Source organism: Salinicola sp. NYA28a, from assembly GCF_976982775.1.
In genome coordinates, this window is the sequence record NZ_OZ334582.1 from 214,436 (window position 1) to 227,021 (window position 12,586).

The following is a 12,586-nucleotide window of genomic DNA, read 5'->3' on the forward strand; positions in this document are numbered from 1 at the left end:
GGGTGGATTCATGGCAAAGAAAAGCATGATTGAGCGTGAGCTCAAGCGCGCAAAGCTGGTCGACAAGTACGCCGCCAAGCGTGCCGCGCTCAAAACCGTCATTTATGACGTGAACGCTTCTGACGAAGAGCGCTTCGACGCTCAGCTGAAGCTGCAACAGTTGCCGCGTGACTCCAGTCAGGTCCGTCAGCGCAACCGCTGCCGCATTACCGGTCGTCCGCACGGTTACTACAACAAGTTCGGACTGGCCCGTAACAAGCTGCGCGAAGCTGCCATGCGTGGCGATGTCCCTGGACTGAAGAAGTCCAGCTGGTAAGCCACGTCGAGGAATTCAGGAGCGCAATGTAATGAGCATGCAAGATACTCTAGCGGATATGTTTACCCGTATTCGCAATGCGCAGATGGCCACCAAGGAGACGGTTACCATGCCGTCTTCCAAGCTCAAGATTGAAGTGGCCCGCGTACTCAAGCAGGAAGGCTATATTACCGACGTGTCGGTCACCGAAGGCGCTAAGCCCGAACTGACCGTGACCCTCAAGTACTTCGAGGGCAAGCCGGTTATCGAGCACCTCCAGCGTATGTCCAAGCCGTCACTGCGGATCTACAAGGGCAAGAGCGAACTGCCCAAGGTCGCGGACGGTCTGGGTGTGGCAATCGTCACCACCTCCCAAGGTGTCATGACCGATCGTGCCGCACGCCAGGCGGGTGTCGGTGGTGAAGTCATCTGCACCGTATTCTAGGAGTGAGTAATGTCTCGCGTAGCCAAGTATCCGGTTAAACTGCCCAGCGGCGTCGAGGTGAAATTCGACGGCGACCAGCTGTCCGTCAAGGGCGGCCAGGGCACGCTTGAACTGACCGTGCATCCCGACGTGAAGATCACTCAGGAAGACGGCCAGTTGGTTTTCGCCCCGAGCGAAACGGCGAAAACATGGGCCATGGTTGGTACGACTCGTGCCTTGGTCCAGAACATGGTCACCGGCGCTTCCGAGGGTTTCACTCGGTCGCTGGAAATCAATGGCGTCGGCTATCGTGCCCAGGCTAGTGGCAAGACGCTGAACCTAACACTCGGTTTCTCACACCCGATCGACTACACGCTGCCCGAAGGTGTCACGGCGGAAACGCCCAAGAACACCGTGATCGTGCTGAAAAGTGCGGACAAGCAGAAGCTCGGTCAGGTGGCAGCGGAAATTCGCGCGTTCCGTCCGCCGGAGCCCTACAAGGGCAAAGGGGTTCGGTACAGTGACGAACGTGTCCGCCGCAAAGAAGCCAAGAAGAAGTAAGGCAGGGTTATGAACGCGAAGAAAGAATCTCGTCTCCGTCGTGCCCGCCGCGCCCGTGCCAAGATCCGCGATTTGGGTGTGTTTCGCCTGTGCGTCAACCGCACCCCGCGACACATCTATGCGCAGATCATCTCACCGGACGGCGGCAAGGTCCTGGCCAGCGCTTCCACGCTGGACAAGAGCCTGCGCGAAGGTGCCACGGGCAACGCTGACGCGGCTGCCAAGGTGGGTGCTCTGATTGCCGAGCGCGCCAAGGATGCCGGCATCTCTCAGGTCGCCTTTGACCGCGCTGGGTTCCAGTACCACGGGCGTGTCAAGGCATTGGCTGATGCCGCACGCGAAGGCGGTCTGCAATTCTAAAGGGTTTAACGATGGCGAATAACGAACAGAAGGGCGGAGATCTGCAAGAGAAGTTGGTGCAGGTCAACCGCGTCGCCAAGGTGGTCAAGGGTGGCCGTATCTTCGGCTTCACCGCGCTGACCGTCGTTGGCGATGGCAACGGCCGGGTCGGCTTCGGTCGCGGCAAGGCACGTGAAGTGCCGGTCGCGATCCAGAAAGCCATGGACCAGGCTCGCCGCAACATGGTCAAGGTCAGCCTCAGCGGTAGCACGTTGCAGTACCCGGTACGTGCCCGTCACGGCGCGTCCAAGGTCTTCATGCAGCCGGCTTCCGAAGGTACCGGCATCATCGCCGGTGGTGCCATGCGTTCCGTGCTGGAACTGGCCGGTGTGCATGACGTTCTGGCCAAGTGCTACGGTTCCACTAACCCGGTGAACGTGGTTCGCGCCACGATCAAGGGTCTTGAATCCATGCAATCTCCGGAAGACATCGCCGCCAAGCGTGGCCTGTCTGTCGAAGAGTTGGCGGGGTAAGTGACCATGGCACAGACTATCAAAATCACTCAGACCCGCAGCACCATCGGTGTCCTGAAGAAGCACAAGGCGACAATGACCGGTCTCGGTCTGCGTCGGATCGGGCATTCGGTCGAGCTGGAAGACACCCCCGCCGTTCGCGGCATGATCAACAAGGTCAACTACCTTGTTCGAATCGAGGGAGAGTAATCCATGAAACTCAATAGCTTAAGCCCGGCTCCGGGCTCCAAGCACGCCGAAAAGCGTGTCGGGCGCGGCATCGGCTCCGGTCTGGGCAAGACCGGTGGCCGTGGTCACAAGGGCTTGAAGTCTCGCTCTGGTGGCTCGGTCAAGCCGGGCTTCGAGGGTGGTCAGATGCCCTTGCAGCGTCGTCTGCCTAAATTCGGTTTCACCTCGGCCAAGTCGCTGGTGTCCGAAGAAGTCCGCCTGGCCGAGCTGGCCAAGGTCGAGGGCGATGTCGCCGATCTCGCTAGCCTGAAGAAAGCCAACGTGCTCAAGAATGCTACCGAGTACGCCAAGGTCGTTCTGTCCGGCGAGCTGAGCAAGGCGGTTACCGTGCGTGGCCTCAAGGTCACCAAAGGTGCGCGTGCTGCGATCGAAGCGGCCGGTGGCAAAGTAGAGGACTAAATGGCTAAGTCAGGAAACATGCCGGCGAACATGGGTAGTGGTCTCAGCGAGCTGTGGGCACGCCTGCGTTTCGTCTTCATCGCGATCGTGGTGTACCGCATCGGTGCCCACATCCCCGTCCCCGGCATCGATCCTGACCAGCTGGCTGCCCTGTTTCGGGAGAACCAGGGCACCATCCTGGGCATGTTCAACATGTTCTCGGGGGGTGCGCTGCAGCGCATGAGTATCTTCGCGCTGGGGATCATGCCGTATATCTCCGCGTCGATCATCATGCAGCTTCTGACCGCGGTATCGCCTCAGCTCGAAGCGCTGAAGAAGGAAGGCGAAGCCGGGCGCCGCAAGATCAACCAGTACACACGCTACGGCACGGTGTTGCTGGCGCTGATCCAGGCGACGGGCATGTCAGTTGGTCTGGTCAGTCAGGGCGTGGCCTATTCGGGCGACATCAGCTTCTACTTCACGGCAGTCGTGACGTTCGTGGCCGGTGCCGTATTCCTGATGTGGCTGGGCGAGCAGATTACCGAAAAGGGAATCGGCAACGGTATTTCGCTGATCATCTTCTCCGGTATCGTAGCGGGTTTGCCGAGCGCGATTGGTCAATCTTTCGAGCTGGCTCGTAACGATGGGGCCTGGAATGTGCTCCCGTTGCTCGCGCTATCGATTCTCGGGATTGCGACAGTCGCCTTCGTGGTATTCATCGAACGCGGCCAGCGTCGCATCACGGTGAACTATCCGCGTCGCCAGGTAGGCAACAAGATGTATGCCGGCCAGAGCAGCTATCTGCCGCTCAAGGTCAACATGGCAGGCGTCATTCCGCCGATCTTCGCGTCTAGCATTCTGCTGTTTCCCGGCTCCATCGGGCAGTGGTTGGGCCAGAGTGACGGATTCGAGTGGTTGCAGGTGGCTTCGCAGCAGCTCGCACCCGGAGCGCCGTTGTACATCATTCTGTTCGCCGCGGCGGTGCTGTTCTTCTGCTTCTTCTACACGGCGTTGGTATTCAATCCTAAGGATGTTGCCGACAACCTGAAGAAGTCCGGCGCTTTCCTGCCGGGTATTCGTCCGGGAGAGCAGACGGCTCGCTACGTCGACAAGGTGATGACGCGCTTGACGCTGTTCGGGGCGCTCTACATCACACTGGTCTCGTTGATGCCGCAGTTCCTGGTGGTGGCCTGGCAGGTGCCGTTCTACTTCGGGGGTACCTCGCTGCTGATCGTGGTCGTGGTAATCATGGACTTCATGGCCCAGGTTCAGTCTCACCTGATGTCTCACCAGTATGAATCAGTGATGAAGAAATCGAACCTGAAGGGCTACGGTAGCGGCGGCCTGACGCGCTGAGCCTCCGCGAGAGAGCATTTGGAGAGAACGATGAAAGTTCGAGCTTCTGTAAAGAAAATGTGCCGTAACTGCAAGATCATTCGGCGCAACGGTGCGGTTCGTGTTATCTGCACGGAACCTCGCCACAAGCAGCGCCAGGGTTGATTCGACCCCGAAGCTGTGAGTAAAAGCGGGCCGTGGCATATCCCTTGCCTCGAGAGAGGTTAGGGGGTATGCTATTGCGCCCTTTGTGGACGACTAACGAGCAAGCCGCTCAACATTCGGAGTAAGCTGATGGCCCGTATTGCAGGCGTCAATATCCCGGACAACAAGCATGCGGCGATCTCGCTGACCTACATCTACGGGATTGGCCGCACGCGCGCACAGAGTATCTGTGTCGCTGCCGGCATCGCACCGACCACCAAGGTTCAGGAACTGTCTGGCGAAGAGCTCGACGTTCTGCGTACCGAAGTGGGTAAGTACACCGTAGAAGGCGACCTTCGCCGTGATGTGACGCTGAATATCAAGCGTCTCATGGACTTGGGTTGTTACCGTGGTCTGCGCCATCGTCGTGGTCTACCGCTGCGTGGTCAGCGTACCAAGACCAATGCGCGTACCCGTAAGGGACCGCGTAAACCGATTCGTAAGTAATTAACGTTCCGGCGTTTAAGATCAGGATACATCAACATGGCTAACCCGCGTAGTAACCGTAAAAAGGTTAAAAAGCAGGTGGTAGATGCGGTAGCGCATATCCATGCCTCTTTTAACAATACGATCGTGACGATCACAGACCGCCAGGGCAATGCGCTTTCTTGGGCAACAGCCGGTGGTTCGGGTTTTCGTGGTTCTCGCAAGAGCACCCCGTTCGCAGCTCAAGTGGCGAGTGAACGTGCAGCGACTGCTGCAGCCGAGTATGGTGTGAAAAACGTCGACGTGCTGGTCAAGGGCCCAGGTCCTGGCCGTGAGTCTGCCGTGCGCGCGCTCAATGCCGCCGGCTTCCGTGTACAGAGCATTACTGACGCGACGCCGATTCCGCACAACGGATGCCGTCCGCCGAAGAAACGCCGCGTTTAAGGAGACAGACTCATGGCTCGTTATCTTGGACCCAAGTGTAAGTTGTCTCGTCGTGAGGGCACCGACCTCTTTCTCAAGAGCGGTGTTACTCCCTTCGAGAAGAAGTGCAAATCCGAGCAGATTCCGGGTGTGCACGGCCAGCGCCGTCAGCGTCTTTCCGACTACGGCTTGCAGCTTCGCGAGAAGCAGAAAGTGCGTCGTATCTACGGCGTACTCGAAAAACAGTTCCGCAACTACTACAAGGAAGCCGCTCGCCTGAAAGGGGCGACCGGTGAATCCCTGCTGCAGTTGCTGGAATGCCGACTGGATAACGTGGTCTATCGCATGGGCTTCGGCTCCACGCGTAACGAATCACGCCAGTTGGTCAGCCACAAGGCGATTGCGGTCAATGGCCGTACCGTCAACGTGGCGTCTTATCAGGTGCGTCCCGGCGACGTCGTGTCTGTTCGCGAGAAGGCCAAGAACCAGGCCCGTATCCAACAGGCCTTGTCCATCGCTGCCAACCGCGGCGACGTGACGTGGATCGACATCGATTCGAAAAAGATGGAAGGCACTTTCAAGGCTGTCCCGGAACGCGGTGACCTGTCTGCCGACATCAACGAAAACCTGATCGTCGAGCTGTACTCCAAGTAAGTCTGGGCTCGGGTCGCGTTTGCGGCCCGACACCAGCAGTGGGTACCGATATTCGTTTGGCAGCCTGGGAAGGTGTTCATATGCAGCGTTCAGTGACAGAGTTTCTCCGTCCCCGCGACATCAAGGTCGAAGAGGTCAGTGCACATCACGCAAAGATCGTGCTGGAACCCTTCGAACGTGGTTTCGGCCATACCCTGGGGAATGCGCTGCGTCGCATCCTGCTTTCTTCGATGCCCGGCTGTGCCGTGATCGAAGCCGAAATCGATGGCGTGTTGCATGAGTACAGTGCCATCGAAGGTGTTCAGGAAGACGTCATCGAGATTCTGTTGAATCTCAAGGACGTGGCCATCAAGATGCACGGCCGCGACGAAGCCGTCTTGACCCTGAACAAGCAGGGCCCCGGTGTGATGACCGCAGGCGATATCGCCATCGGTCATGACGTCGAGATCGTCAATCCGGATCACGTGATCGCTCACCTCAACGGTGGCAGCGAGCTGAAAATGCAGCTCAAGGTCGTCCGGGGTCGTGGTTACGAGCCGGCGGATGCGCGACTCTCTGACGAGGACGAATCCCGTGCCATCGGTCGTCTGCAGCTGGATGCCACTTTCAGCCCCGTGCGCCGCGTCTCCTATGCGGTAGAGGCTGCACGTGTCGAACAGCGCACCGACCTCGATAAGCTGGTCATCGATCTCGAAACTGACGGCACTCTGGACCCCGAAGAAGCCATTCGTCGCAGTGCGACCATTCTTCAGGAACAGCTGGCCGCCTTCGTCGACCTCGAAGCTGACAGAGAGCAGGAAACCGAAGAAGAAGAAGATCAGATCGATCCGATTCTTCTGCGCCCCGTGGATGATCTCGAACTCACGGTTCGCAGCGCCAACTGCTTGAAGGCCGAGAATATTTACTACATTGGCGATTTGATTCAGCGCACGGAAGTCGAGCTGCTCAAGACGCCGAACCTTGGCAAGAAGTCCTTGAACGAGATCAAGGACGTGTTGGCTTCGCGCGGTCTTTCACTCGGCATGCGGCTGGAAAACTGGCCGCCGGCGAGCCTGAAAGACGACAAGGCTTCCGCCTGAGGAAGGTGACGCCGAGGCTCAGTCTTCGGTGTCGTCGCCCTAGCGTCGAATCCAGTGTGCCGACTCGAATCACCAGTTTGGTAAGGAATAGCAATCATGCGTCATCGTAAGAGTGGTCGTCATCTGAATCGGACCAGCTCGCATCGGCACGCCATGTTCAAGAACATGTGCATCTCGCTGGTCGAGCATGAAGTGATCAAGACTACCCTGCCTAAAGCCAAGGAACTGCGCCGTCATATCGAGCCGCTGATCACCCTGGCCAAGCAGGATAGCGTGGCGAATCGCCGTCTGGCGTTCAGCCGCACCCGCTCCAAGGAAGCTGTCGGCAAGCTCTTTAACGAGCTTGGCCCGCGTTACGCCAATCGCCCGGGCGGTTATGTCCGTGTGCTCAAGTGCGGCTACCGCACTGGCGACAACGCGCCGATGGCTTACATCGAGCTGGTCGATCGTCCGGTCGTCGAAGAAGCTGCTGGCGACGAATAAGTCCCAAGCTTCTTGCACGACAAAAACCGGCTGCCCAATCACTTGGGCAGCCGGTTTTCTTTTGGCTGAATCTCAGAGCCTTGGCCAAGGCAAATAGTAAGAAGAGAGGAAGAAGCTTGAGAGGCGACACCCTCCATCCGAGTGCCGCCTCGTGCCGCCTCAGGCGCGCTTGGCCTTGCGTGCCTTGGGTTCAGGCAGTAGCGGCGCCAGGAAATGGCCCGTATGGGAATGTGCGAGCACGGCGACCTGTTCCGGCGTTCCTTCGGCGATGATGCGTCCGCCGCCGGAGCCCCCTTCCGGCCCGAGGTCGATGATCCAGTCCGCGGTCTTGATCACGTCCAGATTGTGCTCGATCACCACTACGGTGTTGCCGTGATCGCGTAGCCGGTGCAGCACGCCCAGGAGCTGACGAATGTCCTCGAAGTGAAGCCCCGTCGTCGGCTCGTCCAGGATATAGAGTGTCTGGCCGGTATCGCGCTTGGCCAGCTCACGTGCGAGCTTGACGCGCTGTGCCTCGCCGCCGGAGAGCGTCGTGGCGCTCTGGCCCAGGCGAACGTAGGAGAGGCCCACGTCCATCAGTGTTTGCAGGCGTCTGGCGATCGCCGGTACCGGGATGAAGAATTCCAGAGCCTCCTCGATGGTCATCTCCAGCACCTCGTGGATGCTCTTGCCCTTGTAGTGGATCTCCAGCGTCTCGCGATTGTAGCGCTTGCCCTTGCAGACATCGCAGGGCACGTAGATATCCGGCAGGAAGTGCATCTCGACCTTGATCATGCCTTCGCCCTGACACGCCTCGCAGCGGCCGCCCTTGACGTTGAAGCTGAAGCGCCCCGGCTTGTAGCCACGGGCGCGGGCTTCCTGCGTACCCGAGAAGAGTTCACGGATCGGGGTGAAGATGCCGGTATAGGTGGCGGGGTTGGAGCGAGGCGTACGACCGATCGGGCTCTGATCGATGTCGATGATCTTGTCGAGCTGATCGAGACCCTCGACGCTGCGATAAGGTGCCGCGGTGAGCGTCGTGGCGCGATTGAGTTCGCGCGCAGCGATCGGCATCAACGTCGAGTTGATCAAGGTGGACTTGCCGGAACCGGAAACGCCGGTCACGCAGACGAACAGGCCCAGCGGCAGCGCCAGATCGACATCCTGTAGATTGTTGCCACTCGCGCCGCGCAGATGAAGCTGCTTGTCCGGATTGACCGGAATGCGATGTGGCGGGACTTCGATACAGCGTTTTCCGGAAAGGTACTGTCCCGTCAGCGACTCCGGCGTTGTCTCGATCTGCTGGGGCGTACCCTGGGCCACGATGGTGCCGCCATGCACGCCGGCACCCGGCCCGATATCGAGGACATGATCGGCGGCGCGAATCGCGTCTTCGTCATGCTCGACCACGATCACGGTGTTGCCCAGATCGCGCAGGCGAATCAAGGTGCGCAGGAGACGGTCGTTGTCGCGCTGATGAAGGCCGATCGAGGGCTCGTCGAGAATGTACATCACCCCGACCAGACCGGCGCCGATCTGGCTGGCCAGGCGGATGCGCTGGGCCTCGCCGCCGGAGAGCGTGTCGGCACTGCGTTCCAGCGTCAGATAGTCGAGCCCGACATTGACCAGGAATTCCAGGCGCGCATGGATTTCGTGAACGATCTTGACCGCGATTTCGCCCTTGCGGCCGGGTAGCGTCACCTGACCGAAGTATTCCCAGGCTTCGCCCACCGGCATCTGGGTCAGCGTCGGTAGATTGTGACCGTCGATGAAGACATGGCGCGCCTCCCGCTTGAGGCGGGTGCCGTGGCAGGTCGGGCAGGGGCGCACGGCCAGGTACTTGGCGAGGTCGTCGCGAACCATGGAGGATTCTGTCTCGCGATAGCGCCGCTCGAGATTGGGGAGTACGCCTTCGAAGGGGTGTTCACGCGTGACTTTGCGCCCCCGGTCGTTGACGTAGCTGAACGCGATCTCATCCTTGCCGCTGCCGTTGAGTATCAGGTCGCGCTCGTGACGGGCGAGCTCGTTCCAGGGTGTGTCCAACGTGAAGCGGTAATGTTCGGCGACGGCCTGCAGCTGGCTGAAATAGTAGATGCTGCGACGATCCCAGCCCTTGATCGCGCCTTCGGCCAGTGAGAGCTCCGGATGGCTGATCAGCTTGTCCGGGTCGAAAAACTGACGCACGCCTAGGCCGTCGCAGGTCGGGCAGGCGCCGGCCGGGTTGTTGAACGAGAACAGCCGCGGCTCGAGTTCGGAAAGCGAGTAGCCGCAGATCAGGCAGGCGAAGCGTGATGAAAACGCTAGATCTTCCTGCTCGCCGTCCATGAAATGGATGATCGCGGTGCCGTCGGCCAGATTGAGCGCGGTCTCGAAGGACTCGGCCAGACGCTGCTGCAGGTCGTCGCGGACCTTGATGCGATCGACGACGACACTGATATCGTGCTTGCGCTTTTTGTCGAGGTCCGGCACATCGTCGAGCTCGACGGTATGACCGTCGATCACCGCGCGTACGAACCCCTGGGCTCGCAGCTCGCTGATCAACTGCTGATGCTCGCCCTTGCGGCCCTTGACCACCGGAGCCAACAGCATCAGCCGGGTGCCCTCGGGCAGTGTCAGTACCTGGTCGACCATCTGCGAGACCGTCTGGGCCTCGAGCTCTTCGTCGTGGTCAGGGCACCGCGGCGTCCCGGCGCGAGCGAACAGCAGGCGCAGGTAGTCGTAGATCTCGGTGATCGTGCCGACGGTGGAGCGGGGGTTGTGCGAGGTCGATTTCTGCTCGATGGAAATGGCTGGCGACAGTCCTTCGATATGGTCGACGTCGGGCTTTTCCATCATCGACAGGAACTGGCGGGCGTAGGTCGACAGGGACTCGACGTAGCGTCGTTGCCCTTCGGCGTAAAGCGTGTCGAATGCGAGCGAAGATTTACCCGAACCGGAGAGACCGGTTACCACGATCAACTTGTCGCGCGGCAGTTCGACATCAATGTTCTTCAGGTTATGGGTTCGTGCGCCCCTGACCAGAATGCTGTCCATGACTACCTCGTGCTGCGACGCGGGAAACGACCATTATAGGTCGCGGATCAAATGACCGGCAAAGCCGGCTGCTTTCACTGGCGGAAGGCGAGCGGTAAAATGTGTCGCTCATTCCGAACCATCCTCGGCTCTAGCCGAGTTCACCCAACGTTGTGACCCCCATGACTTCTCGTTTTCTCGTCACCGAACGACGTGCCATCGTCGGGCTGGCAAGTCTCTATGCTTCGCGCATGCTGGGCCTGTTCATGGTCCTGCCGGTTCTGGCGCTGTATGCCGATCATCTCGATGGTGCGACTCCTCTGCTGGTCGGCATGGCGCTGGGCGGCTACGGCCTGACCCAGGCCATTCTGCAAATTCCCTTCGGGCTGCTGTCCGACCGCATCGGTCGTAAAGCAGTCATCGGCGCCGGCCTCGTGCTTTTCATCATCGGCAGTCTGGTCGCCGCCAATGCTACCTCTATCACCGGCATCATCATCGGTCGCTGTCTGCAGGGCAGCGGCGCCGTTGCCGGTGCGATCATGGCGCTGCTGGCCGATCAGACCCGTGAAGAGATCCGCACCGTGGCGATGGCGACCATCGGCCTTTCCATCGGCGTGGCGTTTGCCGTTGCCATGGTGGCAGGCCCGCTGATCGCGGATATCGGTGGGCTCGCCGGCGTGTTCTGGTTCACCGCCGCGCTGGCCGCCTGCGGACTGCTGGTCCTGTGGAAACTGGTGCCGAAAGCGCCGAGGCGCATGCCGCACCGCGATGTCGGGATCGACCGGCGTCAGCTGCGTGCGACGCTCGCCCAGGGCGATCTGTTACGACTGGATTTCTCGATTTTTGCGCTACATCTGATTCTGACTGCCTGCTTCACGGCGCTGCCGTTCCGACTCGAGGCATTGGGATTCGCGCCGGCGGATCATGGCTGGGTCTACCTGCCGGTGATGGCGCTGGCCTTCGTCGGCATGATTCCGCTGGTCATCGTGGCCGAGAAGTATCGCAAGATGAAGCCCATTTTCATCGGCGCCGTCGCGGCGATGACGCTGATCCTGCTAGGCTTCGGTGAACTGGCAAGCGACCGGGTCACGTTACTTACCCTACTTTGGGGCTTTTTCGTCGTCTTCAATCTATTGGAGGCGACACTGCCGTCGATGATCAGCAAATTGGCGCCGGCAGGTGCCAAGGGGACGGCCATGGGCGTCTATTCGACCAGCCAGTTTTTGGGGGCTTTCCTCGGCGGCACGCTGGGCGGAGCGCTATCGCAGGGCTTCGGTGTCCAGAGCGTATTTCTGGGCGCGGCCGTGGTAGGCGCGATCTGGCTGGCCGTGGTCTGGAAAATGCCCGCGCCGCGTCACCTTTCGAGCGAGATCATCGCACTCGACAAGCAATCCATGGACATGCTCGATACACTACTCGACCGTTTTGCCTCGGTGACCGGCGTCGAGGACGTCATGGTGGTACCCGAAGAGCAGGTCGCCTATCTCAAGGTCGACCGTCAGCGTCTGGATGTCGAGATGCTGGCCAGTATCGCAGGTAAACAATGGCAACGAACCGACGCGTGAGCGCGTCGCAACGCAGGAATGCGAGGAGACAACGATGGCCAGAGGTGTAAACAAAGTCATCCTGATCGGCAACCTAGGACAGGATCCGGAAGTCCGCTTTCTGCCTTCGGGGAATCCGGTGTGCAACCTGCGCATCGCCACGACCGATAGCTGGACCGACCGTCAGAGCGGCCAGCGCCAGGAGCGTACGGAATGGCACACCGTGGTGCTGTTCAACAAGCTGGCGGAAATCGCCCAGCAGTACGTGAAGAAAGGGTCGCGTATCTATATCGAGGGCCGGCTGCAGACCCGTAAATGGCAGGGGCAGGACGGTCAGGATCGCTATTCGACCGAAATCGTCGGCAACGACATGCAGATGCTGGATTCCCGAGCCGGTGGCGGCGGTGACTATGCGCAGCCTCAAGGGCAGTACGGCGGCGCGCCGCAGGATAGTTACGGTCAGCAGGCGCAGCAGGGCAACTATGGCGGCAATCCGCAGCCACAGCAGCGCCCGCCGCAGTCAGGGCAGCCGCAACAGCGTCCTCCGCAACAGGGACAGCCGGCGCCACAGCCCAATCAGAACCCCAACTACGGCGCCCCCAACCCGGGTAGCTTCGACGATTTCGACGACGAAATTCCGTTCTGACGCGCGTCGATGAATGACGTCCAGGAAAGTGACCAAAGCCCCG

Annotated in this window: 17 protein-coding genes; 16 read left to right on the forward strand and 1 reads right to left on the reverse strand. The window is 60.0% G+C overall.

The window, feature by feature from the left end; all coding sequences use genetic code 11:
* Positions 1 to 10 precede the first annotated feature (10 nt).
* The 14 genes from rpsN (at position 11) to rplQ (ending at position 7,362) form a co-directional block, all read left to right on the forward strand.
* Positions 11 to 316: a 30S ribosomal protein S14 gene (rpsN, locus tag ACWHY3_RS01040; protein WP_332779726.1), complete on the forward strand. Its 306-nt coding sequence runs from the start codon at positions 11 to 13 to the stop codon at positions 314 to 316.
* Between the two features lie 31 nt (positions 317 to 347).
* Entirely contained in the window at positions 348 to 740 is a 393-nt protein-coding gene (gene rpsH, locus ACWHY3_RS01045) for a 30S ribosomal protein S8 (RefSeq protein ID WP_332779727.1), read from the forward strand.
* Between the two features lie 9 nt (positions 741 to 749).
* Entirely contained in the window at positions 750 to 1,280 is a 531-nt protein-coding gene (rplF, locus tag ACWHY3_RS01050) for a 50S ribosomal protein L6 (protein WP_448127387.1), read from the forward strand.
* Between the two features lie 9 nt (positions 1,281 to 1,289).
* The gene (rplR, locus tag ACWHY3_RS01055; protein ID WP_071230721.1) at positions 1,290 to 1,640 is read left to right on the forward strand and encodes a 50S ribosomal protein L18; all 351 of its coding nucleotides are present in this window, start codon (positions 1,290 to 1,292) and stop codon (positions 1,638 to 1,640) included.
* Between the two features lie 11 nt (positions 1,641 to 1,651).
* Positions 1,652 to 2,152 carry a 30S ribosomal protein S5 gene (gene rpsE / locus ACWHY3_RS01060; protein WP_071230722.1) on the forward strand — a complete coding sequence of 167 codons (501 nt, stop codon included), beginning with the start codon at positions 1,652 to 1,654 and terminating at the stop codon, positions 2,150 to 2,152.
* 6 nt (positions 2,153 to 2,158) lie between these two features.
* Complete coding sequence (rpmD, locus tag ACWHY3_RS01065) at positions 2,159 to 2,341, forward strand: 50S ribosomal protein L30 (RefSeq protein WP_071230723.1); 183 nt, start codon at positions 2,159 to 2,161, stop codon at positions 2,339 to 2,341.
* A gap of 3 nt (positions 2,342 to 2,344) precedes the next feature.
* The gene (gene rplO, locus ACWHY3_RS01070; RefSeq protein ID WP_071230724.1) at positions 2,345 to 2,779 is read left to right on the forward strand and encodes a 50S ribosomal protein L15; all 435 of its coding nucleotides are present in this window, start codon (positions 2,345 to 2,347) and stop codon (positions 2,777 to 2,779) included.
* Positions 2,780 to 4,114: a preprotein translocase subunit SecY gene (secY, locus tag ACWHY3_RS01075; protein WP_332779729.1), complete on the forward strand. Its 1,335-nt coding sequence runs from the start codon at positions 2,780 to 2,782 to the stop codon at positions 4,112 to 4,114.
* A 30-nt stretch (positions 4,115 to 4,144) separates the two neighbouring features.
* Complete coding sequence (rpmJ, locus tag ACWHY3_RS01080) at positions 4,145 to 4,258, forward strand: 50S ribosomal protein L36 (protein ID WP_031384759.1); 114 nt, start codon at positions 4,145 to 4,147, stop codon at positions 4,256 to 4,258.
* Positions 4,259 to 4,387: 129 nt separating this feature from the next.
* The gene (rpsM, locus tag ACWHY3_RS01085; RefSeq protein ID WP_448127388.1) at positions 4,388 to 4,744 is read left to right on the forward strand and encodes a 30S ribosomal protein S13; all 357 of its coding nucleotides are present in this window, start codon (positions 4,388 to 4,390) and stop codon (positions 4,742 to 4,744) included.
* A gap of 36 nt (positions 4,745 to 4,780) precedes the next feature.
* Positions 4,781 to 5,167, forward strand: coding sequence for a 30S ribosomal protein S11 (gene rpsK / locus ACWHY3_RS01090; protein WP_009723883.1), 387 nt, complete (start codon positions 4,781 to 4,783; stop codon positions 5,165 to 5,167).
* Between the two features lie 12 nt (positions 5,168 to 5,179).
* Positions 5,180 to 5,800 (forward strand): 30S ribosomal protein S4, encoded by a 621-nt coding sequence (gene rpsD / locus ACWHY3_RS01095; RefSeq protein WP_071230727.1) that lies wholly within the window; start codon positions 5,180 to 5,182, stop codon positions 5,798 to 5,800.
* A gap of 80 nt (positions 5,801 to 5,880) precedes the next feature.
* A complete protein-coding gene (locus ACWHY3_RS01100) occupies positions 5,881 to 6,879 on the forward strand; it encodes a DNA-directed RNA polymerase subunit alpha (protein WP_448127389.1) in 999 nt (332 codons plus the stop codon).
* Between the two features lie 96 nt (positions 6,880 to 6,975).
* Complete coding sequence (gene rplQ, locus ACWHY3_RS01105; protein ID WP_448127390.1) at positions 6,976 to 7,362, forward strand: 50S ribosomal protein L17; 387 nt, start codon at positions 6,976 to 6,978, stop codon at positions 7,360 to 7,362.
* A gap of 159 nt (positions 7,363 to 7,521) precedes the next feature.
* Here the strand turns inward: rplQ and uvrA are convergent, their stop codons facing one another.
* Positions 7,522 to 10,374, reverse strand: coding sequence for an excinuclease ABC subunit UvrA (gene uvrA, locus ACWHY3_RS01110; protein ID WP_448127391.1), 2,853 nt, complete (start codon positions 10,372 to 10,374; stop codon positions 7,522 to 7,524).
* A gap of 161 nt (positions 10,375 to 10,535) precedes the next feature.
* On the opposite strand from uvrA, the gene ACWHY3_RS01115 reads away from it, so the two are divergent.
* The gene (locus ACWHY3_RS01115) at positions 10,536 to 11,918 is read left to right on the forward strand and encodes an MFS transporter (RefSeq protein WP_448127392.1); all 1,383 of its coding nucleotides are present in this window, start codon (positions 10,536 to 10,538) and stop codon (positions 11,916 to 11,918) included.
* A 34-nt stretch (positions 11,919 to 11,952) separates the two neighbouring features.
* Positions 11,953 to 12,543 carry a single-stranded DNA-binding protein gene (locus ACWHY3_RS01120; RefSeq protein ID WP_332779733.1) on the forward strand — a complete coding sequence of 197 codons (591 nt, stop codon included), beginning with the start codon at positions 11,953 to 11,955 and terminating at the stop codon, positions 12,541 to 12,543.
* The last annotated feature ends 43 nt before the right edge of the window (positions 12,544 to 12,586 follow it).

What these genes read in the sequence shown, in the direction of transcription:
- rplQ (WP_448127390.1), top strand. Translation starts at nt 6,976, where the DNA reads ATGCGTCATCGTAAGAGTGGTCGTCATCTGAATCGGACCAGCTCGCAT.
- rpsH (WP_332779727.1), top strand. Translation starts at nt 348, where the DNA reads ATGAGCATGCAAGATACTCTAGCGGATATGTTTACCCGTATTCGCAAT.
- ACWHY3_RS01120 (WP_332779733.1), top strand. Translation starts at nt 11,953, where the DNA reads ATGGCCAGAGGTGTAAACAAAGTCATCCTGATCGGCAACCTAGGACAG.
- ACWHY3_RS01115 (WP_448127392.1), top strand. Translation starts at nt 10,536, where the DNA reads ATGACTTCTCGTTTTCTCGTCACCGAACGACGTGCCATCGTCGGGCTG.
- rplF (WP_448127387.1), top strand. Translation starts at nt 750, where the DNA reads ATGTCTCGCGTAGCCAAGTATCCGGTTAAACTGCCCAGCGGCGTCGAG.
- rpsE (WP_071230722.1), top strand. Translation starts at nt 1,652, where the DNA reads ATGGCGAATAACGAACAGAAGGGCGGAGATCTGCAAGAGAAGTTGGTG.
- rpsM (WP_448127388.1), top strand. Translation starts at nt 4,388, where the DNA reads ATGGCCCGTATTGCAGGCGTCAATATCCCGGACAACAAGCATGCGGCG.
- secY (WP_332779729.1), top strand. Translation starts at nt 2,780, where the DNA reads ATGGCTAAGTCAGGAAACATGCCGGCGAACATGGGTAGTGGTCTCAGC.
- rpsK (WP_009723883.1), top strand. Translation starts at nt 4,781, where the DNA reads ATGGCTAACCCGCGTAGTAACCGTAAAAAGGTTAAAAAGCAGGTGGTA.
- uvrA (WP_448127391.1), bottom strand. Translation starts at nt 10,374, where the DNA reads ATGGACAGCATTCTGGTCAGGGGCGCACGAACCCATAACCTGAAGAAC.
- rpmJ (WP_031384759.1), top strand. Translation starts at nt 4,145, where the DNA reads ATGAAAGTTCGAGCTTCTGTAAAGAAAATGTGCCGTAACTGCAAGATC.
- rpmD (WP_071230723.1), top strand. Translation starts at nt 2,159, where the DNA reads ATGGCACAGACTATCAAAATCACTCAGACCCGCAGCACCATCGGTGTC.
- rpsD (WP_071230727.1), top strand. Translation starts at nt 5,180, where the DNA reads ATGGCTCGTTATCTTGGACCCAAGTGTAAGTTGTCTCGTCGTGAGGGC.
- rplO (WP_071230724.1), top strand. Translation starts at nt 2,345, where the DNA reads ATGAAACTCAATAGCTTAAGCCCGGCTCCGGGCTCCAAGCACGCCGAA.
- rplR (WP_071230721.1), top strand. Translation starts at nt 1,290, where the DNA reads ATGAACGCGAAGAAAGAATCTCGTCTCCGTCGTGCCCGCCGCGCCCGT.
- rpsN (WP_332779726.1), top strand. Translation starts at nt 11, where the DNA reads ATGGCAAAGAAAAGCATGATTGAGCGTGAGCTCAAGCGCGCAAAGCTG.
- ACWHY3_RS01100 (WP_448127389.1), top strand. Translation starts at nt 5,881, where the DNA reads ATGCAGCGTTCAGTGACAGAGTTTCTCCGTCCCCGCGACATCAAGGTC.